This is a genomic window from Variovorax sp. GW821-FHT09D07 (genome assembly GCF_059416345.1).
Genome location: NZ_JBWKOY010000003.1, coordinates 728,815 through 752,685, shown reverse-complemented (window position 1 = coordinate 752,685; position 23,871 = coordinate 728,815). Strand labels below are relative to the sequence as shown.

Genomic DNA, 23,871 nt, shown 5'->3' with positions numbered 1-23,871 from the left:
GTAGGCAAAAAAGTAAGCGCGGAGGGCGGACATGTGGGCGGAATGTAGCACGGAAAACAAAAACCCGGCCAGGCGGCCGGGTCGGTGTTGTTTTTACCTGTAGCCCGATTCGTTGGCGTTGTGAATGATCCAGATCAGGTTGCCGCTGCTGAAATCGCCCATGCCGCCGCCCGCGAAGATCAGCCGGCCCTGGCCCTTGTAGGTCATCTCGAAGCGATGGCGATCGCTGCCGAAGTAGAAGGGAATCCAGGCCTTGCCGGTGATGTAGGCGCCCTGGTCGGTGGGCTGGCCGGCGAGGTCGGCGACCTGCTTGGTGCTCATGCCGATCTGCAGGCGCGTGAACTTGCTGTTGCGCGCCGGGTTGCCGGTGATCTCGCCTTCAAAACCGTTCAGGCCCTTGACCGTGCGGCCGCTGCCGGCCTCGACCTTGGAAGAATCCACCACGTTGCCGCGTGCGTCCATGCCGGCCTTCGAACCGCTGGGCGCCGCGGGCGCGGCAGCGGCCGGGGCGGGTGCCGGTGCGGCGGCGGGCTGGCTGCCCGAACCGCCGCGCGATGCGCAACCGGCTGTGGCCAGCGCGACCACGGCGGTCGCGGCCCACAGCACGGCGGGCGAATTGATCCTGTTCCCCATTGAAATGCTCCTTGATTCGTCGTTCGCAAAAAGGAGCGCAGCTTAGCAACCGAATGAAACAGCCGGCAAGTGCCGAAAGTCCTAAGCCGTTCCACCTACCGTCAGGCCGTCGATGCGAAGGGTCGGCTGGCCGACGCCGACAGGCACACTCTGGCCCTCTTTGCCGCAAGTGCCGACGCCCGAATCGAGCGCCATGTCATTGCCGATCATGGTCACGCGGGTGAGCGCATCGGGGCCGTTGCCCACGATGGTCGCGCCCTTCACCGGGTACTGGATCTTGCCGTTCTCGACCCAGAAGGCCTCGCTGGCCGAGAACACGAACTTGCCGCTCGTGATGTCGACCTGCCCACCGCCGAAGTTGGTGGCGTACAGGCCCTTCTTGATGCTGGCGACGATTTCCTGCGGGTCCTTGTCGCCGCCGAGCATGTAGGTGTTGGTCATGCGCGGCATCGGCACGTGGGCGTAGCTCTCGCGGCGGCCGTTGCCCGTGGGCTTGACCTTCATGAGGCGGGCGTTCATCGAATCCTGGATGTAGCCCTTGAGGATGCCGTCCTCGATCAGCACATTGCGCTGGCTGGCGTGGCCTTCGTCGTCCACATTGAGCGAGCCGCGGCGGTCGGCAATGGTGCCGTCGTCGAGCACCGTGACGCCCTTGGCCGCCACGCGCTGGCCGATGCGGCCCGAGAACGCGCTCGAGCCCTTGCGGTTGAAGTCGCCCTCCAGGCCGTGGCCGATGGCTTCGTGCAGCAGGATGCCGGGCCAGCCCGAGCCGAGCACCACGGTCATCTCGCCGGCCGGGGCCGGACGGGCGTCGAGGTTGGTCAGCGCGGCCTTCACGGCGTGGTCGACGTACTCGGCGATCTGCGCGTCGGTGAAGTAGGCCAGGCCGAAACGCCCGCCGCCGCCGCCCGAGCCGACCTCGCGGCGCCCGTTCTGCTCGGCGATCACGGTGACCGACAGCCGCACCAACGGCCGCACGTCGGCCGCCAGCGTGCCGTCGGCGCGCGCCACCATCACCACGTCGTATTCGCTGGCCAGGCCGGCCATGACCTGCGCCACGCGCGGGTCGCGCGAGCGGGCGAGCTGCTCGACCTTCTCGAGCAGCTTCACCTTGGCCGTGCTGTCGAGCGTGGCAATGGGGTCGATGCCGCCGTAGAGCGAGCGGCTGGAGGCGATCTTGCGCGGCACCGTCTTCACGCGCGCGGTGCGCCCGGCGGAAGAAATGGAACGCACCGTACGCGCCGCGTCGAGCAGCGACGCCTCGGAGATGTCGTCCGAATAGGCAAAGGCGGTTTTCTCGCCGCTCACGGCGCGCACGCCGACGCCCTGGTCGATGCTGAAGCTGCCCGTCTTGACGATGCCTTCCTCGAGGCTCCAGCCCTCGCTGCGGGTGTACTGGAAGTACAGGTCGGCATCGTCCACGCGGTGCGCGGTGATCTCGGCCAGGGCCTTGCTCAGGTGCGATTCGTCCAGGCCGAACGGCGTGAGCAGGAGCTGTTGCGCCGTGGCGAGGCGCTCGATGGTGGGTTCGCGGGAGATCATGGCTGCCATTCTAGGCAGCCGCCCCCGTCCGTGCCGCCCCGGGGGACTCTAGTTCTGGGCGAGTTTGCGGGCCCGCGCGATCGACATCAGGATGCCCAGCCCCAGCCCCAGCGTGACCATGGCGGTGCCGCCGTAGCTGATGAACGGCAGCGGCACGCCCACCACCGGCAGGATGCCGCTGACCATGCCCATGTTCACGAAGGCGTAGGTGAAGAAGATCATGGTCACCGCCCCAGCCAGCAGGCGCGAGAACAGCGTGGGCGCGTTCAGCGCGATGGTCAGCCCGCGGAAGATCAGCAGGATGAAGGCCGCGATCAGCGCCAGGTTGCCGATCAGGCCGAATTCCTCGGAGTACGCCGCGAAGATGAAGTCGGTGGTGCGCTCGGGAATGAATTCGAGGTGCGTCTGCGTGCCCTGCATGAAGCCCTTGCCGCCCACGCCGCCCGAGCCGATGGCGATCATCCCCTGGATGATGTGGAAGCCCTTGCCCAGCGGGTCCTTGCTGGGGTCGAGCAGCGTGCACACGCGCTGCTTCTGGTAGTCGTGCAGCACGCGCCAGTCGACGCCGTCGACGCACAGCTGCGACTCGAAGCCCACGATCAGCGTGATGGCCACCGCGCCGAGCACCACCGGCGGCACGATCAGCTTCCACGGCAGCCCGGCAAAGAAGATCACCGCCAGCCCGGCCGCCAGCACCAGCAGCGAGGTGCCCAGGTCGGGCTGCTTCATGATGAGCCCGACGGGCACCGCCAGCAGCAGCGTCGCCACCACGAAGTCGAGCGGGCGCAGCTGGCCTTCGCGGCGCTGGAACCACCAGGCCAGCATCAGCGGCATCGCGATCTTGAGGATTTCGCTGGGCTGGATCACCACGCCCACGTTGATCCAGCGCTGGGCGCCCTTCTTGGTGATGCCGAACAGCGCCACCGCGATCAGCAGCGCCACCCCGGCCGCATACAGCGGCACGGCGAACGCCATGAGCCGCTGCGGCGGCACCTGCGCCACCACGAACATGATGCCGCCGGCCAGCAGCATGTTGCGGCCATGGTCGAGAAAGCGCGTGCCATGGTCGTAGCCGGAGGAATACATGGTGAGCAGCCCGGCAAAGGCGAGCAGCATCACGGCAAAGGCCAGGAAGCCGTCGAAGCCCTGGAAGATGGGCGCAATGCGACGCGCCAGGGAGGGCTGGTTGAACACGGCAGACATGATGGGGGCGGATTATCCCCGCCCCGCCCGCCCCTTCAGTCGAAAACGAGCTGAACGACCGTGCGCCCCGGTCGGCTTTCGATCGCCAGCCGGGCTCCGATGGCGGCGGCGCGCTTGGACAGCGCCTCCGGCACCTCGGTGGCGTCGAAGCCCACGCCGTTGTCGATCACCCGCAGGCGCACGGCGCCGTCGCGCGCGTCAGCCTCGATGCGCAGCGCGCTGGCATGGGCATGCTGCAGCACGTTCGAGATGGCCTCGAACAGCAGGAACTGCAGCTGCCGCGTGGCATGGGCATCGAGCTGCGTCACCGGGGGCAGTTCGTCCACACCCCACTCGAAGGCGATGTCCGCGGCGGCCAGCCGGGGCTCCAGCCGGTAGCGCAGCGCCGCCAGCAGCGCGCCGATGTCGCCGGGCGGCAGGTGGATGGAGTCGATCGACAGCTTGAGCTGGTCGAGCGAGTCGCGCAGGGTGCGCAGCAGTTCCTCGGGGCTGGTCTGGCCCGACTGCAGCTGGCGGATCGCCGAGCTGATGTGCGAGCCCACGCCGTCGTGCATATCGCGCAGGATGCGCTCGCGCTCGTGGGTGCGCGCCTGGTCGCGGGCCACCTCTTCCAGCTCGGCGTAGGTGGAGGCCAGTTCGCGTTCGCGCTGCGCCACCCGGTCGGCCAGCGTCTTGACCCAGCCGCGCGCCTGCACACTCGCGAAGTGGAAACGCCGCAGCACGATGAGCAGCAGCGCTACGCCGAACATCACCGAGGAATAGCGCACCCAGGTGGTCTCGCCGTAGGCGTCGCTCAGGCGGATCACGAGCCAGTCGCGCGTGCCGAAGGCCACCGTGACCAGCGCGGCGCCGGCCACCAGCAGCCGCTCGACGCTGGGCCGGCGCACCGTGGCGACGGCAAAGGCGATCACGAAGCCGACGACGATCGTGATCTCGACCGCCAGCCAGGCCGTGAGCCAGCGCGGCTCCTCGCGGTTCAACGCCAGCCAGGTGAACACCACGGTGCCGGCCACGACGGCCGCCGTCGGCCAGCGCACCCAGCGCGTGCGCGGGCTCTGCGCCCAGTCCGCAAGGTGGTAGCAGAACATCATGGCGGACACGGCCCAACCCGCATAGCAGCCGGCCATCAGTACGCCCCACAGCTGCCACGGCAGCGGCGGCTCGGGAATCATGGCGTCGGCCACGCGCACGGCCCAGCAGAACTCGGCGACCGCGACCCAGAAGTAGAGGGCGTCGCGCTGGCGGCGGCCGGTCGCGCCGGTGTCGACCTGGGTGAACCACAGCGCCAGCGCGATGCTGCCGACGATGAGGCTGAACGCGGTCAGCAGCACCGACCCCGTGAAGCGCCAGGCGTAGGCGCCTTCGAACAGGGCGGTGCGCACCGGCGTCGCCGGCCCGATGGTGACGCGCGACAGGCCGGCGCGCCGTTCGCTGTCGGCGCGGATGCGGATCTGCAGCAGGTTCTCGCCCTCTTTCAGCAACCGCCCGGGCACCGGCACGTAGACGGGGGCCTTGGCGTAGTCGGCACGGTTGCCCTGGCCGAGGTCACCATAGGACTGCAGCAGCGCGCCATTGAGCTGCACCTCGAAGACGCTGCCGGCGCGGGGAATGAAGACGCCCCAGGGCACCTCGGGCAGGGTCTCGACCCGGAACGGCAGCTCGAAGCTCGCGAAGCCGGTGCGGCCGCGGTGCCGGCGGTCCCAGTGGTAGGACAGGTCGACCGCTTCGGTCTGCACGACACCGTCGATGGTGGTGGTCACCCTGGCGTGGCGCAGCTCGATCGGCCCCTGCGTCTCCCCTGCGGCGGCGCCCCCCGCGGCAAGCAGCGCCGTCAGCCCGAGCAGGCACAGGAACGCCAGCCGCCGCAGCATCCGCCCTCAGCCCGGGTGGGACAGCAGGCCGAGGCGCGTGGCCTCGAACACCGCTTCGCTCTTGGAATGCACCGCGAGCTTGCCGTAGAGGTTCTTGATGTGGGTCTGCACCGTGTGCACGCTCAGGCCCTTGAGGCGCGCGATCTCGGCGTACGAGAAGCCGCGCGCGATCAACGTCAGCACCTCGTGCTCGCGCGCCGAGAGCAGGCCGCGGTCGGCCTCGTCGAGCGCCGCCTCCGCCGGCGCCGCGCCAGTGGTGCCCGGCACGGCGGCCTGCAGGCTGCGGTACTTGGCGAGCACGCGGCGCGCGATCATGGGCGAGATCGGCGAGGCGCCGGCCTTCATCTCGACGATGGTCTGCGCGATGTCTTCCGGTGCGGCGTCCTTGTGGATGTAGCCGACGGCGCCGGCCTCGATGCTGGCCAGCACGTTCTCCTCGTCGCCGAAGACCGACACCACCAGCGGCTCGCAGCCGGGAAAGCGCGCGACGGCGTCACGGATCACGTCCAGGCCGGTGCCGTCGGGCATGCCGAGGTCGACCAGCAGCACGTCGGGGATGGTCGCAGTCGCGGCCAGCCAGGTGCGCGCTTCCTGCACCGTGCCGGCGCTGCCGAGCCAGAACAGGCGCGGGCTGCGCTGCACGCTGGCCTCGAAGAAGGCGCGTGCGCGGCTGTCGTCCTCGACCACGAGCACGCCCCAGCGGCGTGGCATCCCGTCATCCTGTACCTCGGTGTTCATGGGATGGAGCATAAGCCTGGGCACCCACCGCCACGCAGGGCCCGCCTCCCTCGTTCATGGGATGCCCCGTGCCAGATGCGTCACGAAACTTGTCTCTTCTTTCCGCCCTTGCGCCGCACCGCCGCCCCTGCGTGGCCGCACCGTGAATACTTTCGAATTCCAGCCACGCCCTCCCGGCCTTCTCATGGGCCGATTCGCAGGGATTTGTGGGGTCACCGCGCCGTGGGCGGCGCGGACCTCATGCAAAATTGTCTGAATCCGGCCACGGGGCGCGACCAGCGCACCCCAGTCACCTCCTCCCATGGAACCGCAAACCACCCATCTGTTGTATCTGCACGGCTTCCGTTCGTCGCCCCGCTCGACCAAGGCGCGGCTGGTGGCCAAGCACGTGGCGCGCGAGCACCCGAACCTGGAGTGGTGGTGCCCGCAACTGCCGCCGTCGCCGCACGATGCCATCGACATGGTGATGAAGGGCATCGCGGACTGGCCACGCAAGTCGATGGCGGTGATCGGTTCGTCGCTCGGCGGCTTCTACGCCACCTACGTGGCAGGCATGACACGCTGCCGCGCCGTGCTGCTCAACCCCGCGGTGCACCCGGCGCGCGACCTCACGCGCTACATCGGCAGCCAGACCGCCTGGCACGACCCGTCCGAGCACTTCTACTTCCAGCCCGAATTCATCCAGGAGCTGCGCGCCATGGAAATCGGCGCACTCACGCGGCCCGAGCGCCTGTTCGCGATCATCGCCAAGGGTGACGAGGCGCTCGACTGGCACGAGATGTCGGCGCGCTACCCCGACAGCCGCATCAAGCTGCTCGAGGGCGGCGACCATGCGCTGTCCGATTTCGAAAAAGCGCACCTCGACGACGTGATGGCGTTCATCAACCCCGTCGTCTAAAGCTCTCCCCCAGGCTTCGCGCACTGCGTGTCGCTTCGCCAACCCCCTTCCGGGGGCGATGCCTGCGGCCCGGCAAAGCCGGTTCCGCGGCATCCCCGGCAAGGGAGCTCCTGATCCAGCGTGGGAGAATCGCCGGATGTTTGTATTGTTTGAAGAAGCCGGCAAATACCTCGGCGGCCGCATCCTGTCGGAAGCCGAAGCCTCGGCACAGGTCGAGCTCGAGACCGGCAAGCGCGTCAAGGTCAAGGGCGCCAACATCGTTCTGCGTTTCGAGAAACCGTCCCCGGCCGAGCTGATGGCCGAGGCGCGCACGCTCGCCGCCGCCATGGACCTCGACCTCGCCTGGGAATTCGCAGCCGAAGGCGAGTTCGGCTTTGCCGACCTGGCGGCCGACTATTTCAGCGAGAAGCCCACGCTCGGGCAGCAGGCCGCCGCGCTGTTCGCGCTGTTCGAGGCGCCGCACTACTTCCGCCGCGCGGGCAAGGGGCGCTTCAAGAAGGCGCCGGCCGAGATCGTGCAGCAGGCGCTGGCCGCCATCGAGAAGAAGAAGGCCATCCAGGCGCAGATCGTCGAATGGGCGGGCCAGCTGGCCGAGGGCGTGTGCCCGCCGGCGATCCGCGAGCAGCTCTACAAGATCCTGTTCAAGCCCGACAAGAACGCGCCCGAGTACAAGGCCGTGGTCGACGCCGCGCGCGCCACGCAGCGCCCGCCGCTCGATCTGCTGGAGCGCGCCGGCGCCATCGATTCGCCCTACCAGTTCCACTGGCGGCGCTTCCTGTTCGAGAACTTCCCCAAGGGCACCGGCTTCCCCGCGCTCGCGGCGCCGGCCGTCGCCGACGACCTGCCGCTGGCCGACGGCGTGCGGGCCTTCTCGATCGACGACTCGCAGACCACCGAAATCGACGACGCGCTGTCCGTGCAGGGCATGGGCAGCGGCACCATCACGGTCGGCATCCACATCGCGGCGCCGGGCCTGGCGCTGACGCCGGGCAGCGCCATCGACGCCGTGGCGCGTGCGCGCATGTCCACCGTGTACATGCCGGGCTACAAGATCACCATGCTGCCCGACGAGGTGGTCGACACCTACACGCTGCTCGAAGGCGGCGACCGCCCGGCCGTGTCGCTCTATGCGCGCTTCGACGAAGCCACGCTGGAGCTGCAGGGCACCGAGACCAAGCTCGAACGCGTGCCGATCGTCGCCAACCTGCGCCACGACCAGCTCGACGCCGTCGTCACGCAGCCCTGGCTCGAAGACGCCACCTTCAACTCCGACAACACCCCCGACGCCGCCGCGAAGCTGCGCGCGCCGCTGAGCTTCCTGTTCCGCCTGGCCAAGCACCTGAAGGCGCAGCGCGAAGTGGTGCGCGGCAAGCCCGAGAACTTCAGCCGGCCCGACTACAACTTCCGCCTCGTCGGCAACGACGGCGCGGAGCCTACCGGCAACGAGCAGGTGCAGATCAGCACGCGCCAGCGCGGCGCACCGCTCGACCTGATCGTGTCCGAGGCCATGATCCTGGCCAACAGCAGCTGGGGCGGTTGGCTCGGCGAGCTCGGCGTGCCGGGCCTGTATCGCAGCCAGGCCAGCCTGGCGCCCGGCATCAAGGTGCGCATGGGCACGCGCGCGCTGCCGCACGCGGGCCTGGGCGTGAAGAGCTACGCCTGGAGCACCTCGCCGCTGCGCCGCTACACCGACCTCGTGAACCAGTGGCAGATCATCGCGGCCGCGCGCCACGGCAAGACCGCCGCGCTGGCCGCACCCTTCAAGCCGAAGGACGCCGACCTGTTCTCCATCCTGTCGGGCTTCGACGCGGCCTACGCCACGTACAACGCCTACCAGGGCGGCATGGAGCGCTTCTGGACGCTGAAGTACCTGCAGCAGCAGGGCATCACCGAGCTCGAGGCCACGGTCATCAAGGACATTCCCAACGGCGCGCTGGTGCGCGCCGACACGCTGCCGCTGGTGTTCCCGGTGGCCGGCCAGCAGGAGCGCGGCGCGCGCGTGCGCGTGAAGCTCGGCGAGATCGACGAGATCGCGCTCGACGTGAGCGGCACCGTGCTCGAACGCTTCGACGTGCCGCAGGCCGATGCCGCAACCGCTGACGGCGGCGAGGACGACGAGGAAGAAGTCGCCGGCCCGATCGCCATCGCGGTCGACCTGAGCGACACCGAGGCCGCACCCGACCCGGCGACGACCACGCCTGCATGACCCCCGGTCGAACGACCGGAGACACGCGACCCCTGGAGGAGTTTCGAGAATGAATCTCAAGGACCTCAGCACGCTGCAGATCGCTCTGGGCGTGTCGGTCATCGCGCATGCCGCGTTGCTCGCGGTGCGCTTCGTCGATCCCGAATCGTTCAACCGGGTCTTCAGCGAAACCCCGCTCGAGGTGATCCTGGTCAACAGCAAGACCAACGACAAGCCCGACCCCGCGGCCCGCGTGATGGCGCAGACCACGCTCGCGGGCGGCGGCGACCTCGACAAGGGCCGCGCCACCAGCCCGCTGCCACCGTCGAGCTTCACCACCATGGGCGACTCGTTCGAGGAATCGCGCCGCCAGGTCGAGGCCATGCAGGCCCAGCAGATGCAGATGCTGGCGCAGCTCAAGCGCGAACTGGCCGCCATGCCCGTGCCCGATCCGCGCCAGGCCGGCGACCCGACCGAGGCCGCCGCGCGCGAGGAAAAGCGCCGTCAGATGGTCGCGCTGCTCGCCGAGATCGAACGCCGCGTGAACGAGGAAAACGCGCGCCCCAAGAAACGCTACCTGAGCCCGGCCACGCGCGAGGCGGCCTACGCGCTGTACGTCGACACGCTGCGCCGGCGCATCGAGGTCAAGGGCACCGAGAACTTCCCGACCGCAGCCGGCAAGAAGCTCTACGGCGAACTCAAGATGACGGTCACCATCAACCACGACGGGCGCGTGCTCGACGCCGTGGTCGACGAGAGCTCGGGCAACACCACGCTCGACCGCCGTGCCCAGGCCATCGTGCGCAGCGTCGGCAACTTCGGCAAGTTCACCGACGCCATGCGCAAGCAGACCGACCAGATCGTGCTGCAGTCGCGCTTCAAGTTCACGCGCGACGAGACCATCGAGCTGTCGTCCCAATAGCAACAGCACCCCCAGCAGAACACGGAGCATCGGCCATGGATCAGTACTGCGTCATGGGCAACCCCGTCGAGCACAGCCGCTCGCCCCGCATCCACGCGCGCTTTGCCGAACTCTGCGGCCAACCGATGGCCTACGGCCGGCGGCTGGTGCCGATCGGCGCCTTCGCCGAAGGCATCGCCGCCTTCCGCAGCGAGGCTGCCGCGCAGGGCGACACCGCACGCGGCTGCAACGTCACCGTGCCCTTCAAGTTCGACGCCGCTGCGCTTGCGCAGCACACCAGCGAGCGCGCCACGCTGGCGCAGGCGGTGAACACGCTGCGCTTCGAGGCCGACGGCAGCATCCACGCCGACAACACCGACGGCATCGGCCTGGTCAACGACATCGTGCGCAACGCCGGCGTGCCGCTGGCGGGCCGGTCGCTGCTGCTGATCGGTGCCGGCGGCGCCGCGGCGGGCGTGCTCGGGCCGCTGCTCGACGCGGGCGCCGCGCACGTCGTGGTGGCCAACCGCACGCTCGACAAGGCCATCGCGCTGGTGCAGCGCCACGCCGCGCTCGCGCTGCGCCACGGCGCCACGCTCGAGGCCTGGGCGCTCGACGAGGTGCCGGGCGACTTCGACGTGGTGGTCAACGCCACGGCCTCCAGCCTCGCGGGCGACGCGGTGCCCGTGCGCGCGCAGGTGCTGCGTCCTGGCGCGCTGGCCGTCGACATGATGTACGGCCCTGCCGCCGCAGGCTTCATGGCATGGGCCGAGGCGCACGGCGCGGTCGCGCGCGACGGCCTCGGCATGCTGGTGGAACAGGCCGCCGAAGCCTTCGAATTCTGGCGCGGCGTGCGCCCGCCGTCGGCGCAGGTGCTGGCCGAGCTGCGCGCCTCGCTCGCCGCCGGCGCATGAAGGGCCTGCTGCGCCTGATCGCCTGCCTCGTGGTGGCGGGCCTGGCCCTCGAGCTGTTCTTCGTGGTGCGCATCGCGGCCATGGCGGTGATCGATCCGCAGAGCACGGCCTTCCAGCGCTCCGAAGCCTGGCGTGTCGCCCTCTCGCAGGGCCGCGACGGCGGATGGCGCCAGGACTGGGTGCCCTACACGCAGATCAACGACACCCTCAAGCGCGCCGTGATCGCGAGTGAAGACGCCGGCTTCGTCGACCACAACGGCGTGGAGTGGGAAGCCATCGAGCGTGCGCGCCAGCGCAACGCCCGCGCCGAGCAGCTGGCCGCCAAGCGCATGGCGCGCGCGGCGGCGCGCGGCAAGCCGGTGCAGCCGGCCCCGCTGCGCGGCGGCTCCACCATCACGCAGCAACTCGCGAAGAACCTGCTGCTGTCGGGCGAGCGCACCATGCTGCGCAAGGGCCAGGAGCTGGTGCTTGCCACGCTGCTCGAGGTGCTGCTCGACAAGCGGCGCATCCTCGAGATCTACCTGAACAACGTCGAATGGGGCGAAGGCGTGTTCGGCGCCGAGGCCGCGGCGCAGTACTACTTCAGGAAGCCGGCCGCGCGCCTCAGCTCTTACGAAGCAGCGCGCCTGGCCGTGATGCTGCCGAGCCCGAAGTTCTTCGAGCGGCGGCCCAACTCCTCGTACATCAACGGACGGGCATCGACGATCGTGGCGCGGATGCCGGCGGTCGACCTGCCCTGAACTTGCGCACCGCGCCTTCCACCGCCAGCACGGCGACGAAGCCGATCGCGTAGGCCAGCACGTCCCACCAGTCGGCGGTGGCGCCGAGCACGATGCGCAGCGCGCGGTTCGGAATGTGCAGGTGCCAGGTCGCCGCAAGGAACTGCCCCAGCTCCACCAATAGCCCCACGCCGAAGGCCGCCAGCGCGAGCGGCAGCACGCGCGCGGCAACGAAGGTCTTGAACACCACGTACACCCATGCCACGGCCAGCACGTCGCCGAAGAAGCTTCGCACCCAGCCCCAGCGCGCGCCGACGGTGGCCAGCAGCACGAGCAACACGAAGAGGGCCACCGCCCACGCCAGGGAAAGAAGATCGAATCGCCATCGCATGGCCCGTATCATCGCCTCCATATGCTGGCAAAGCTCACAGGTTGGTTGCTGCTGGGAATCGTCCGATTGCTCACCGGCGCGCAGGCGCGCTGGTACGGCTGTCCACCGAAAGCCGAGCAGCGCATCTACTTCGCGAATCACCAGAGCCACGCGGACCTCGTGATGATCTGGGCCGCGCTGCCCGAAGAGCTGCGCAGCATCACGCGGCCCATTGCGGCGCGCGACTACTGGGCCAACACGCCGGTCAAGCGCTGGATCACGACGGAGGTGTTCAACGCGGTGTATGTGGAGCGGGCGGCCACGGGAGCTGCACCGGTTGCGCCGCCGCCGGAAACACCGCCTCAGGCACCGCCGCCCGCGGCGCCCATCGCCCCGGCCGAGCGCATCGAGCCGTCGATGGAGCCGCTGCTGCCGATCGAAACGGTGTCTCACGCATCGGCTGCCGAAGGTCCGCAGGAGATTCAGGGACAGCTCGACCTTCCCGCTCCCCCTCCGCCCCCACCACCGGTCGCACCGCCGCCGGTCATCGAACCCGAAGCGCCAGCCGTCGCGCCCGAGCCGCCCGCCGCCGATCCACTCGCGCCGCTCATCGACGCCCTGCGCAGCGGCGACTCGATCATCATCTTCCCCGAGGGCACGCGCGGCCACACCGGCGAGCCGCAGAAATTCAAGTCGGGCCTGTACGCGCTGGCGACGATGTTCCCCGACGTGGTGCTCGTGCCGGCCTGGATCGACAACGTGCAGCGCGTCATGCCCAAGGGCGAGATCGTGCCCGTGCCCATCCTGTGCTCCGTCACCTTCGGCGCGCCGATCCGCGTCGAAGCAGGCGAAGAGCGCCGGCCTTTCCTCGACCGTGCGCGTGCCGCCGTGATCGCATTGCGCGACGTCTGAAGGTATGAACCAGTTCCTGCGCAGCCTCAGCCCGACCCAGCAGGTCGCGGCCCTTTTCCTGATCGTCTTCGGCCTGCTCTTCATCGTGAGCACCGCCGTCTTCTTCCTGAGCTTCAAGGAGCGGCGCAACCCGGTGCACGACGAGTCGTGGCAGGCCGAGCTGGCGCATTTCCGCGCGCTGCTGGGCACCACCTGGTTCATGGTGATCGTGTTCTGGATCGGCTGGGCGCTGGGCGAAACGGTGGCCACCGTGCTGTTCGCGCTGATCGCGTTCTTTGCGCTGCGCGAGTTCATCACGCTCTCGCCGACGCGGCGCGGCGACCACCGCAGCCTGATCCTCGCGTTCTTCGTGGTGCTGCCGATCCAGTTCTGGCTGGTGGCCACGGCGCGCTTCGACCTGTTCACGGTGTTCATCCCGGTCTACGTGTTCCTCGCCATTCCGGTGGCGAGCGCGCTGGCCAACGACCCCAGCCACTTCCTCGAGCGCAACGCCAAGCTGCAGTGGGGCATCATGGTCTGCGTCTACGGCATGAGCCACGTGCCCGCGCTGCTGCTGCTGACCTTCCCCGGCTACGAAGGCAAGAGCGCCTTCCTCGTGTTCTTCCTGGTGTTCGTGGTGCAGACCTCGGTGCTGGTGCAGCACCTGATCTCGCGGCGCATGCAGCGCACGCCGTTCGCGCCGAACGTGAGCCGCAGCTTCAACTGGACCAGCTGGGGCGTCGGCATCGTCGTGGCCAGCCTGGTGGGCGCGCTGTTCTCGTTCATCACGCCGTTCAAGTTCGGGCAGGCGCTCGCGGTGTCGATCATTGCCTGCGTCGCGGGCTCGATGGGCCACCTCGTGATGAAGGCACTCAAGCGCGACCGCGGCATTCCGAACTGGGGCCAGAAGGGCGTGGGCGTGACCGGCGCCAACGGCCTGCTCGACCGCGTCGATGCGCTGTGCTTCGCGGCGCCGATCTTCTTCCATTCGATCCGCTGGTACTTCAACGTCTGAAGCACCGGGCGGGCGGTGGGCGATCAGACCTTGCGCCGCACCACCCGGTCGAAGGCCTGCTTCGCACGCCGCCCTAGAGCCCTCGTCTTCAGCGCCTGAAGCTCGCGCTTGAGCCGCGTGCGCTGCTCGGCCGACAGCGCGGTGCCGAAACGCCCGAGTGCCAGCTCCAGCGCCTCGCGCTGCGCCGCCACCCGCCCCTGCCGCCCTTCGGCCTCGGCCAGCCATTCGCACGCATTGGCGACGCGCTCGCGCAAGGCCGTGTCGCCCGACTCGCCGAAGCGCGCGATGAGCACGCGGTAGGCCTTGGCCTGGCCCGGCAGGTCGTCCATCTTGTCGAAGGCCTTGGCCTTGTTGATCATCGACTTGGCGGCCCACAGCTGCAGGGCGCTGTCCCGCGCCATCGCCGTGCGCGCAATCACCTCGTCGTAGCTGGCCACGGCCTCGGCGAAGCGGCCCGCGCGGCGCAGCACGGCGCCCTTGCGGAACAGCGCGCCGGCCACGCGCGCACGCAGGTCGGGCAGCTCGGAATTGCCCCAGCGCGCGACGATCTCGTCGTGCACGCGCATCTCGTCCGCGGGCCGCGCGAGGCGGTCGAGCGCGGTGCTCTTGTATTGCAGGCACAGCGCCACCTGCGACTGCATTTCGGTGGAGGCATCGGCGCCGTAGCGCGCGTCCATCGCGTCGGCGGCCTCGACGACCTCGGCGAAGTGTTCGAGCGCCAGCAGGCAGAAGGTCTTGTGCGACAGGGCGCGGGCGCACTGGCGGCGCATCAGCGGGTGCGGCGAGGCGGCATGCGCCGCGAGCACCTCGTCGAACAGCGCGATGGCCTCGCGCGATGCGCCCGCGTCACCGAGCTTGCGGCCTTCGCGGACGGTGTCGCACGCCGCATCGAAGAGCTCGGCCGGCAGCTCGCCGGCGTCGAGGCCACCGGTCTTGCGCAGCCGCTTCAGGCAGGCCTCGCGCCCGGCCGTCGCCTTCACGCGCAGCTCGCGCAGTTCAGACGTGGTGCCGTCGCGCGACGCCGCCACGAGCGGCTCGTACACCGCGAGCGCCGCCTCGGGCCGGCCCAGCAGGTCGAGCAGCACGAAGCCCTTGTGCAGCAAGGTGGTGGCCACGGTGCGCTGCACGACGGCGTCAGCGTCGTGCGCGAAAGCACCGAGCAGACGCTCGCAGGCGGCCAGCGCGGCCTCGCCGTCGCCCTGGTCGCGCAGCCCCACGGCCCATTCGTGGGCGCGCACGGCCGCGAGGCGGCGCACCTGCGCGGAGGCGTCGTGGCCGTAGCGGTCGAGCAGCCAGCCGACCAGTTCGGCGCGGCGCGCGACCTCGTCGAGCCCGAGGCCGTCGAAGAACAGGGCCAGCGCACGCACGCCTTCCAGCCGCAGCTCGGGCGCGGCATCGGCCAGGCCGGCCTCGATCTGGTCGGCCACCTGCAGGCACAGCACCTGCGCCTGCGTGTGCTGCGCCAGCTCGCGCAGGTTGAGCACCGCGGCCAGCCGCGCCCGCGCCACGCGCAGAACCACACCGGCGTCGGCGACGTCCTCGAAGCGCTCGATGGCCGCTTCGAGCGTGGCCAATGCGTCCTGCGGCAGGCCGCGGTGGTGTTCGATCTCGGCCTTCAGCAGGCGCGCGTCGAGCCGCCACGCATCGAGCGCGGCATCGGCCTGCGCATCGAGCTGTTCGCTCATGAAATCGCAGGCCTCGCAGCGCGCCGCCGCATCGTCGATGAGCCAGGTGCGCTGGTACAGCACGTGGGCGATGTGCGCGCGGATCTCGGGCTCGCTGCGCCCGCCGTGCGCGGCCACCAGGCGGTCGAGCGTGGCCAGCGCGTCGGCCGGGCGGTGCAGCTGGCGCAGCACGTGCGCGAGCAGCCGCAGCGCCTGGCAACAGGGCACGACCACGGCGGCGTCGGGCAGCGCGCCGAACTCGGCGATCAGCCGGCTGCAGGCGGCGATCGCCTCGCGGCGGCGGCCGAGGTCGCTCAACAGCTCCGCCTGGCGGAAGCTCGCGGCGGCGCGTTCGGCGGGAGATTGCTGCAAGTGCGCGGGCAGGGCCGGGGCGTCGTTCAATGGCTTCGGTTGCTGCTGCGCGGAGGACTCGACTACATTCACCTTCGCTTCCTTGTGTGGCGCGCCCCGCGCGGAGCGGGGCGGAATGCAAGAACGGCGGATTCTGCCCGCGATCCCCCACGCATCGCGCGCGAATTCGCACCTTCTTCAACCTTCCTCACCCAGGCTTAGGCCTTTACGCTTCCTTTTCATGCGGATCCTCGGCATCGACCCCGGTTTGCAGACCACCGGCTTCGGCGTGGTCGATGCGGACGGCCATGCGCTGCGCTACGTGGCCAGCGGCACCATCAGCACCCGACACCTGGGCAGCGGCAACCTGCCGGCGCGCCTGAAGGTGCTGTTCGACGGCATCGGCGAGATCACGGCGCGCTACCAGCCCGAGGCGTCGGCGGTCGAAATCATCTTCGTCAACGTCAACCCGCAGTCGACGCTGCTGCTGGGCCAGGCGCGCGGCGCCTGCGTGACGGCGCTGGTGAGCCACAACCTCTCGGTGGCCGAGTACACGGCGCTGCAGATGAAGAAGGCCGTGGCCGGCCACGGCCAGGCCGCGAAGGCGCAGGTGCAGGAGATGGTGAAGCGCCTGCTCGACCTGCCCGGCCTGCCGGGCGCCGACGCGGCGGATGCGCTGGGCATCGCCATCACGCACGCGCAGGTCGGCCGTTCGATGGCGCGGCTCGCGGAGGCGGCCGAGCTGTCGAAGACCCACGCCGGCACCTACCGGCAAGGGCGTTCGCGCTGAGGCTTCAGCGCACGATGTAGCGCAGGTCGCCCAGGCGCCGGCGGCGCTCGCGCACCTCGGCGGCCACCGACACCGCGTCGCCAGCCAGCGCCCGCGCGATCCAGCCGGCCAGCTGCGGCATGTCCTCGGGCGTGAAGCCCAGCCGCACGATCTCGGGCACGCCCAGGCGCAGGCCGTTGATGTCGCCATCGACCGGCGCGATCGGCAGGCCGATGCCGCAGGCCAGCAGCCCGCCCTGAGCCAGCTGCTTCGCCGCACGCTGCCCGCCGCCCCAGCGCGCGGCCTCGAGCGCGAACTGGTGCGACTGCGTGAAGCCGCGTGCCTTGGCGAACACCGGCAGGCCTTGCGCATCGAGCGCGCGCGCCAGCGCCTGCGCGGTGTCGCGCATCGCCGCCGCATAGGCCGTGCCGTGCACCTTCCAGTCGAGCAGGCCGCGCGCCAGCGCCGCGGTGCGGCCCGCGTCCGAGTTGGCCGTGAGGCCGGGGTAGGCGATGGCATCGATGCGCTCCATCAGCGCCGCGTCGTTCGACACGATCAGACCGCCGGCCGGGCCGCCCAGGCTCTTGTAGGTGCTCATGGTGATCGCGTGCGCGCCGTCTTCGAGCGGCTGCGGCCAGGCCTTGCCGGCCACCATGCCCGAGAGGTGCGCGGCATCGAAGAGCACCTTGGCGCCCACGCTGTCGGCCACCTCGCGGATCGCGGGCACCGGGTGCGGGAACAGGTTCAGGCTGCCGCCGATGGTGATGAGCTTGGGCTTCACCTCGCGCGCGAGCTTGGCCAGCGCCACGACGTCGACCGAGTAGCCGTCGGCATCGACCGGCGCCGGCACGGTCTTCAGGCCGTAGAGCCCGGCCGCGCCGGCCGCGTGGTGCGTCACATGGCCGCCGATGGCGGGCGGCGGCGCGATGATCGTGTCGCCGGGCTGGCAGGTCGCCATGAACACGTAGAGGTTCGACAGCGCGCCCGAGCTCACGCGCACCTCGGCGAAGCGCGCACCGAACACCTCGGCCGCCAGCTCGGCGGCGACGACCTCGATGCGCTCGATGGCTTCCAGGCCCATCTCGTACTTGTCGCCCGGGTAGCCCAGCGACGGGCGCGAACCCAGCCCGCGCGACAGCAGCGCCTCGGCGGCGGGGTTCATCACGTTGGTGGCCGGGTTGAGGTTCAGCCCGTCGATGTCGTGGATGCGGTGGCTGTCGGCCACGAGGCGTTCGATCTCGGCGGCCACGCCCGACGCGTCGCGCGCGGCGGCGTCGGCGGCAATGGCGAGCACGTGGTCCTCGCTGGCGGCGGGAACCCAGGAACGGCGGTGAAGGGCTGCGGGCATGCGGTGTCTCGCTGGGAGTGGTGGAAGGGAATGACCGCATGGTCGCGCCCTGCGCCTGCGCCGGCAACACGGATAAACTGGGTCTGAGCCCTAGAAAAACTTGGCCTCCAGCGCATGTCCCTTGCTCCACCCCACCCTCGCCTGCCGCCGCACACGGCCGTGCGCGCCTTCGAGGCTGCGGCGCGCCACGGCAGCTTCGCGCGGGCGGCCGAGGAGCTGTTCGTGACGCCCGCCGCCGTCGCGCAGCAGATCAAGGCGCTCGAGACCTGGGCCGGTGGTGCGCTGTTCGAGCGGCACAGCCAGGGCATCCGGCTCAGCGCGCACGGCCGGCGCGCACTGCCCGCGCTCAGTGCGGCGGTCGACCAGCTCGGCCTCGCGGTGCAGGCGCTGCGCCAGGAAACCCAGACCGCCGCGCGCCGCAGCACGCTGCAGGTGGCGGCCCTGCCGGCGATGGCGCAGCTGTGGCTGTCGCCGCGGCTCTCGCGGCTGAAGGCCGCGCTGCCCGGCGTGCAGGTGTCGGTGACGGCGCTGGAGCAGCCGCCGAACTTCCGGCGCGAGCCCTTCGATCTCGGACTGTTCTACGCACGCGGTGCCGAAGCCGCCGTCGGCGCGACGGGCATCCCGCTCGCGCGCGACCGCCTCGTGCCCGTGTGCAGCCCGCGCGTGCGCGCATCACTGGAGAGCGCACGCCCGCGCCCGCTCGACGACCTCCTCGATGTGCTCGCGCGCTGCGGCGGCCTGCACGACACGGTGTGGCGCGACGACTGGTCGCGCTGGCTGCAAGCCGTGCGCCCCGGCACCACGCCAGCCGAGGCCGATGCGCTGGCCGCCGGCCCCGATTTCTCGCTCTACAGCCTCGCGCTGCAGGCCGCGCTCGATGGCGAAGGGGTGCTGATGGGTCGCGAGCGGCTGGTGGCGCCGCTGCTCGAGAAAGGCCGGCTGCACGCGCCCTGGGGGCGGCCGAAGGCGCTGGGAGACACGTTGATGCTGCTGGTGCCCGCGCACCGCAAGGGGCCGCTGCTTGCGCAGCAGGTGCAGGCGCTGCAGGCCCTGGTCGATTGAACGGCTCGCGCTACGCGACGCGTTCAGCGATGAGCACGGCGAAGAAGCCCAGCGCCGCCAGCACCGTCCACTTGAACACGATCCAGCCGAAGCGGCGGTACTTGACCTGCCCTGTGCCCGCGTAGAACGCGAAGGACACGCCCGCCACCAGCAGAAGCAGCAGGATGGCCCAGCGAAAGAGAAGCATCGGAAAGAAAAGGCGTGCGCCGGGTTTACCAGGCTCGCGCCACTTCGCCAAAGCCGCGCGGTGCGCGCTTCTCATCCCCGAAGGTCACGACCTCGTAGGCGTCGCTGTGCGAAAGCAGCTCGCGCAGCAGCTTGTTGTTGAGCGCATGGCCCGAGCGGAACGCGGTGTACGCGGCCAGCAGCGGCTTGCCGATGATGTACAGGTCGCCCATCGCGTCGAGGATCTTGTGCTTCACGAACTCGTCGTCGTAGCGCAGGCCGCCGGCATTGAGCACCTTGGTGTCGTCCATGACGATGGCGTTGTCCAGGCCACCGCCGAGCGCCAGGCCCTTGCTGCGCATGTACTCGACTTCCTTGGTGAAGCCGAAGGTGCGTGCACGTGCGATGTCGCGGCTGTACGAGTCGGTGCCCAGGTCGAACTCCACGCGCTGGCCGGTGGAGTTGACGACGCGGTGGTCGAAGTCGATCTCGAAGCTCAGCTTGAAGCCGTGGTACGGCTCCAGGCTTGCCCACTTCTCGTTGGCGCCCTCGCCTTCGCGCACCTCGACCTTGCGCAGCACGCGGATGAAGCGGCGCGGCGCCTTCTGCAGCTCGATGCCCGCGCTTTGCAGCAGGAACACGAAGGACGAGGCCGACCCGTCGAGGATCGGCACTTCGTCGGCCGTGATGTCGATGTAGAGGTTGTCGATGCCCAGGCCCGCGCAGGCGGACATGATGTGCTCGACGGTCTGCACCTTGGCGCCGCCCGTGGAGACGGTGGACGCCAGGCGCGTGTCGGTGACCGATTCGGCGGTCATGCGGATCTCGACCGGCTCGGGCAGGTCGACGCGGCGGAACACGATGCCCGTGTCGGCCGGGGCCGGTCGCAGGGTCAGCTCCACGCGTTGGCCGCTGTGAAGCCCCACGCCCACGGCGCGGCTGATCGACTTGAGGGTTCGTTGTTGCAGCACGCCCGAGATTTTAGGCGGGCGGCGACCGTGACGCCCTATTCCCTTCGCTATGGCCGCGATAGACATGGACCGGTCAGATAAGAAAGAAGAAAGAACAAAAAAGCCGGGGAGCCCCCGGCGATGGACGCAAGGGGCACGAGGTGGACGCAGCGCCTAGAGCCGGGGGGCAGTCCCTTTCAGGTCTTCCCCGTCCCCTTGCGAACCCTCGTGCCCTCTGCGTTCGGTGGCCTGCGGTCAGTCGGCCTGACGGCGCAGGAATGCGGGGATCTCGAAGTCGTCCATGCCACCCGACGACAGCGCGTCGACCTTGGCGGCGGCCATCGTGCGGTTGGTGCGCCACACGCTGGGCACGGCCATGCCGTCGTAGTTGGGCTGGCTGCCCGAACCACCACCCGCGTGGCCCACGCCGCCGAGCGTCGGCACGGTGAACGGGATGTTGTCGGTGCCGGTGCGGATCACTTCGAGCGTCGGGGCCTGGCGGCGTGCGTCGGCGCGCGACAGGCCCGTGGCCACCACCGTGACGCGCATCTGGTCGCCCAGGCTTTCGTCATAGGCAGCGCCGTAGATCACGTGCGCGTCCGGCGAGGCGTAGGCGCGGATGGTGTTCATCGCGAGCTTCGACTCGTTCAGCTTCAGCGAACCCTTCGATGCCGTCACCAGCACCAGCACGCCCTTGGCGCCCGAGAGGTCGATGCCTTCGAGCAGCGGGCAGGCCACGGCCTGTTCGGCGGCGATGCGCGCGCGGTCGGGGCCTGCAGCCGCAGCCGTGCCCATCATGGCCTTGCCGGGCTCGCCCATCACGGTGCGCACGTCTTCGAAGTCGACGTTCACGCCGCCGTACTCGTTGATGATTTCCGAGATACCGCCCACGGCGTTCTTCAGCACGTCGTTGGCGTGCGCGAAGGCTTCGTCCTGGGTGATGTCTTCACCGAGCACGTCCAGCAGCTTCTCGTTGAGCACGACGATCAGCGAGTCGACGTTGGCTTCGAGTTCGGCCAGGCCGGCGTCGGCGTTGGTCATGCGGCGGCCGCCTTCCCAGTCGAAGGGCTTGGTCACCACGCCCACCGTCAGGATGCCCATTTCCTTGGCCACGCGCGCGATCACGGGTGCCGCGCCGGTGCCGGTGCCGCCGCCCATGCCGGCCGTGATGAACAGCATGTGCGCGCCGTCGATGGCGGCGCGGATGTCGTCCACTGCGGCTTCGGCCGCGTCACGGCCCTTCTCGGGCTTGCTGCCGGCGCCCAGGCCGCTGATGCCCAGCTGGATGTTCTTGTGCGCGTTGCTGCGTTGCAGGGCTTGCGCGTCGGTGTTGGCGCAAACGAACTGCACGCCTTGCACACCACGCTCCATCATGTGGGCGACCGCATTGCCACCGCCGCCGCCGACACCGATCACCTTGATCTGCGTGCCCTGGTTGAATTCTTCGACTTCGATCATTTCGATGGTCATTTCTAACTCCTTGAATATTGCAGTTGCCGTTATGTGTCTATGAATATTTCTTTTGCCGTGACGTGATCAACGGGATCGCCGTCGCGATGGTGGACCGGTGCGTCGCCATCGCTCGTTGAAATGCAGCGGAGGGCCCGCGCGTGCGAGCCAGAGTGGGGAGTGGTTCATGGTCAGAAGTTCCCCACGATGAAGTCCTTGAAACGTCCGAACGCAGTCTTTACGGACCCGTTCTTCTGTGCGACCTTGAAGCCACGCATGCGTGCAAAACGTGCCTCCTCGAGCAGGCCCATCACGGTGGCCGCGCGCGGCTGCGCCACCATGTCCGAGAGCGCGCTCGAGTACTTCGGAATGCCGCGACGCACGGGCTTGAGGAAGATGTCTTCACCGAGCTCGACCATGCCGGGCATGACGGCGCTGCCGCCCGTGAGCACCACGCCCGACGACAGCACTTCCTCGTAGCCCGACTCGCGCACCACCTGCTGCACCAGCGAGAAGATTTCTTCGATGCGCGGCTCGATCACGCCGGCAAGCGCCTGCTTGCTCAACATGCGCGGGCCGCGATCGCCAAGGCCGGGGACTTCGACCTGCGATTCAGGGTCGGCCAGCAGCTGCTTGGCATAGCCGTGCTCGACCTTGATGTCCTCCGCGTCCTTGGTGGGCGTGCGCAGGGCCATCGCGATGTCGCTCGTGATGAGGTCGCCCGCGATCGGGATCACGGCCGTGTGGCGGATCGCGCCGTTGGTGAAGATCGCCACGTCGGTGGTGCCCGCGCCGATGTCGACCAGCACCACGCCCAGTTCGCGCTCGTCTTCGGTGAGCACCGCCTGGCTCGAAGCCAGCGGGTTGAGCATCAGCTGGTCGACCTCCAGGCCGCAGCGGCGCACGCACTTGATGATGTTCTCGGCCGCGCTCTGCGCGCCGGTCACGATGTGCACCTTGGCCTCCAGGCGCATGCCGCTCATGCCGATCGGCTCCTTCACGTCCTGGCCGTCGATCACGAACTCCTGCGGCTCCACCAGCAGCAGGCGCTGGTCGCTCGAGATGTTGATGGCGCGCGCCGTCTCGACCACGCGGGCCACGTCGGCGGGCGTGACTTCCTTGTCCTTCACCGCCACCATGCCGCTCGAATTGATGCCGCGGATGTGGCTGCCGGTGATGCCGGTGTAGACGCGGCTGATCTTGCAGTCGGCCATCAGCTCGGCTTCTTTCAGCGCCTGCTGGATGCTCTGCACGGTGGCGTCGATGTTCACCACGACGCCGCGCTTGAGGCCGTTGCTGGGCGCGATGCCCAGGCCGGCCAGCTTGAGCTCGCCGCCTTGCAGCACCTCGGCCACGACCACCATCACCTTGGCGGTTCCGATGTCCAGGCCTACGACCAGATCTTTGTATTCTTTGGGCATGTAGATGTCCTCGGTATTCGCTACTTGATTTTTCTTGGGGCCTCGGGCGAGACCGTGGTGACGCCGCGCAGCCGCAGGGCATACGCGTCGTTGTGGCGCAGATCGGCGCGTTCGACGTCGGCTACCGTGCGGCGGTACTGGCCCGCGACCTGCGTCACGGTCTTCAGGAACCGCTGCAGGCGCGCCGACACCTCGTCGCTCTGGCCGCGGCCGAGTTCGATCTCGGCCCCGCTGTCCAGCAGCACCTTCCAGCTGCCGCGGCTGGACAGCCGCAGCTCGGCGATGTCGAAGTCGTAGGGCTCGAACATCGGCGCAAGCACGCGGTACATGCCCAGCACCTGCCCGGCCTGCTCGATCGGGCCGTCCAGGCGCGGCAGGTCGGCATCGACCTCGGCCACGTTGGCCTCGAACACGTCGCCGAAGCCGTTGATCAGCTTGGAGCCGGCTTCGTCGCCCCACACCGCCACCGGCACCTGCTCGGTCAGCGTCACGCGCAGCTTGTTCGGGAACTCGCGCCGCACCACCGCGCTGCGCACCCACGGCACCGTCTCGAAGGCGGTGCGCGCACGCGCCAGGTCGATGGTGAAGAAGTTGCCCTTGAGCTGCGGCGCCACGTTGGCGCGCAGCGTGACCGCGTTGTTGTGCGTGACCTCGCCGTCCACCTTGATGCCCGAGATCGGGAAGAAAGGCTGGCGCAGCACCCACCACGCGCTCGCCGCCAGCAGCATGAGCGCCACCAGCACGAACGCAACGTTCGCGACGATGTTCATCAGCTTGACGTCGAAGGGAGCGGGGATGCTGTCGGCCATGGC

Annotated in this window: 22 protein-coding genes; 9 read left to right on the top strand and 13 right to left on the bottom strand. The window is 69.4% G+C overall.

Annotated features, from left to right (window positions below; genetic code table 11):
- Positions 1-93 precede the first annotated feature (93 nt).
- The 5 genes from AC07OX_RS14950 to AC07OX_RS14930 form a co-directional block, all read right to left on the bottom strand.
- Positions 94-633, bottom strand: coding sequence for a hypothetical protein (locus AC07OX_RS14950; protein WP_495261919.1), 540 nt, complete (start codon positions 631-633; stop codon positions 94-96).
- Between the two features lie 81 nt (positions 634-714).
- Complete coding sequence (gene tldD / locus AC07OX_RS14945) at positions 715-2,175, bottom strand: metalloprotease TldD (protein ID WP_095743620.1); 1,461 nt, start codon at positions 2,173-2,175, stop codon at positions 715-717.
- Between the two features lie 48 nt (positions 2,176-2,223).
- A complete protein-coding gene (rodA, locus tag AC07OX_RS14940; RefSeq protein ID WP_062481224.1) occupies positions 2,224-3,378 on the bottom strand; it encodes a rod shape-determining protein RodA in 1,155 nt (384 codons plus the stop codon).
- 35 nt (positions 3,379-3,413) lie between these two features.
- Positions 3,414-5,249 (bottom strand): sensor histidine kinase, encoded by a 1,836-nt coding sequence (locus AC07OX_RS14935; protein WP_495261918.1) that lies wholly within the window; start codon positions 5,247-5,249, stop codon positions 3,414-3,416.
- Positions 5,250-5,255: 6 nt separating this feature from the next.
- Positions 5,256-5,999 carry a response regulator gene (locus AC07OX_RS14930; RefSeq protein WP_495261917.1) on the bottom strand — a complete coding sequence of 248 codons (744 nt, stop codon included), beginning with the start codon at positions 5,997-5,999 and terminating at the stop codon, positions 5,256-5,258.
- A gap of 289 nt (positions 6,000-6,288) precedes the next feature.
- Here AC07OX_RS14930 and AC07OX_RS14925 point away from each other — a divergent pair, with 289 nt between their 5' ends.
- The 5 genes from AC07OX_RS14925 (at position 6,289) to mtgA (ending at position 11,625) form a co-directional block, all read left to right on the top strand.
- Positions 6,289-6,885 carry a YqiA/YcfP family alpha/beta fold hydrolase gene (locus AC07OX_RS14925; RefSeq protein ID WP_495261916.1) on the top strand — a complete coding sequence of 199 codons (597 nt, stop codon included), beginning with the start codon at positions 6,289-6,291 and terminating at the stop codon, positions 6,883-6,885.
- Positions 6,886-7,021: 136 nt separating this feature from the next.
- Positions 7,022-9,091, top strand: a complete 2,070-nt coding sequence (locus AC07OX_RS14920; protein WP_495261915.1) for a ribonuclease catalytic domain-containing protein — start codon at positions 7,022-7,024, stop codon at positions 9,089-9,091.
- A 49-nt stretch (positions 9,092-9,140) separates the two neighbouring features.
- On the top strand, positions 9,141-9,992 hold the full coding sequence (locus AC07OX_RS14915; RefSeq protein WP_447741130.1) for an energy transducer TonB: 852 nt from the start codon (positions 9,141-9,143) through the stop codon (positions 9,990-9,992).
- Positions 9,993-10,027: 35 nt separating this feature from the next.
- Positions 10,028-10,885, top strand: coding sequence for a shikimate dehydrogenase (aroE, locus tag AC07OX_RS14910; RefSeq protein WP_307583035.1), 858 nt, complete (start codon positions 10,028-10,030; stop codon positions 10,883-10,885).
- Entirely contained in the window at positions 10,882-11,625 is a 744-nt protein-coding gene (mtgA, locus tag AC07OX_RS14905; protein ID WP_062474202.1) for a monofunctional biosynthetic peptidoglycan transglycosylase, read from the top strand. The genes aroE and mtgA overlap by 4 nt, the downstream gene beginning before the upstream one ends.
- Here the strand turns inward: mtgA and AC07OX_RS14900 are convergent.
- Entirely contained in the window at positions 11,570-12,007 is a 438-nt protein-coding gene (locus tag AC07OX_RS14900; protein WP_495261914.1) for a ribosomal maturation YjgA family protein, read from the bottom strand. The two genes, mtgA and AC07OX_RS14900, sit on opposite strands and share 56 nt — an antisense overlap.
- A 9-nt stretch (positions 12,008-12,016) precedes the next feature.
- Here AC07OX_RS14900 and AC07OX_RS14895 point away from each other — a divergent pair, with 9 nt between their 5' ends.
- Positions 12,017-12,886, top strand: coding sequence for a lysophospholipid acyltransferase family protein (locus tag AC07OX_RS14895; RefSeq protein WP_495261913.1), 870 nt, complete (start codon positions 12,017-12,019; stop codon positions 12,884-12,886).
- Between the two features lie 4 nt (positions 12,887-12,890).
- Positions 12,891-13,880, top strand: coding sequence for a phosphatidate cytidylyltransferase (locus tag AC07OX_RS14890; protein ID WP_095948182.1), 990 nt, complete (start codon positions 12,891-12,893; stop codon positions 13,878-13,880).
- Between the two features lie 23 nt (positions 13,881-13,903).
- Here the strand turns inward: AC07OX_RS14890 and AC07OX_RS14885 are convergent, their stop codons facing one another.
- Positions 13,904-15,988: a tetratricopeptide repeat protein gene (locus AC07OX_RS14885; protein WP_495261912.1), complete on the bottom strand. Its 2,085-nt coding sequence runs from the start codon at positions 15,986-15,988 to the stop codon at positions 13,904-13,906.
- 148 nt (positions 15,989-16,136) lie between these two features.
- Between AC07OX_RS14885 and ruvC the strand changes: the two genes are divergently transcribed.
- Positions 16,137-16,685 carry a crossover junction endodeoxyribonuclease RuvC gene (gene ruvC, locus AC07OX_RS14880; RefSeq protein ID WP_062474210.1) on the top strand — a complete coding sequence of 183 codons (549 nt, stop codon included), beginning with the start codon at positions 16,137-16,139 and terminating at the stop codon, positions 16,683-16,685.
- Between the two features lie 4 nt (positions 16,686-16,689).
- On the opposite strand, the gene AC07OX_RS14875 is transcribed toward ruvC, so the two are convergent.
- A complete protein-coding gene (locus tag AC07OX_RS14875; protein ID WP_495261911.1) occupies positions 16,690-18,012 on the bottom strand; it encodes an alpha-methylserine aldolase in 1,323 nt (440 codons plus the stop codon).
- Between the two features lie 114 nt (positions 18,013-18,126).
- On the opposite strand from AC07OX_RS14875, the gene AC07OX_RS14870 reads away from it, so the two are divergent.
- Entirely contained in the window at positions 18,127-19,074 is a 948-nt protein-coding gene (locus AC07OX_RS14870) for a LysR family transcriptional regulator (protein WP_495261910.1), read from the top strand.
- A gap of 10 nt (positions 19,075-19,084) precedes the next feature.
- Here the strand turns inward: AC07OX_RS14870 and AC07OX_RS14865 are convergent, their stop codons facing one another.
- From AC07OX_RS14865 to AC07OX_RS14845, 5 genes are all read right to left on the bottom strand, one after another.
- Positions 19,085-19,261: a hypothetical protein gene (locus AC07OX_RS14865; RefSeq protein WP_167394968.1), complete on the bottom strand. Its 177-nt coding sequence runs from the start codon at positions 19,259-19,261 to the stop codon at positions 19,085-19,087.
- Between the two features lie 25 nt (positions 19,262-19,286).
- Entirely contained in the window at positions 19,287-20,210 is a 924-nt protein-coding gene (lpxC, locus tag AC07OX_RS14860; RefSeq protein ID WP_495261909.1) for a UDP-3-O-acyl-N-acetylglucosamine deacetylase, read from the bottom strand.
- Positions 20,211-20,444: 234 nt separating this feature from the next.
- The gene (gene ftsZ / locus AC07OX_RS14855) at positions 20,445-21,659 is read right to left on the bottom strand and encodes a cell division protein FtsZ (protein WP_062474218.1); all 1,215 of its coding nucleotides are present in this window, start codon (positions 21,657-21,659) and stop codon (positions 20,445-20,447) included.
- Between the two features lie 170 nt (positions 21,660-21,829).
- Entirely contained in the window at positions 21,830-23,059 is a 1,230-nt protein-coding gene (gene ftsA, locus AC07OX_RS14850; protein ID WP_056575685.1) for a cell division protein FtsA, read from the bottom strand.
- A 20-nt stretch (positions 23,060-23,079) separates the two neighbouring features.
- The gene (locus AC07OX_RS14845; RefSeq protein WP_062474220.1) at positions 23,080-23,868 is read right to left on the bottom strand and encodes a cell division protein FtsQ/DivIB; all 789 of its coding nucleotides are present in this window, start codon (positions 23,866-23,868) and stop codon (positions 23,080-23,082) included.
- Positions 23,869-23,871: the final 3 nt, after the last annotated feature.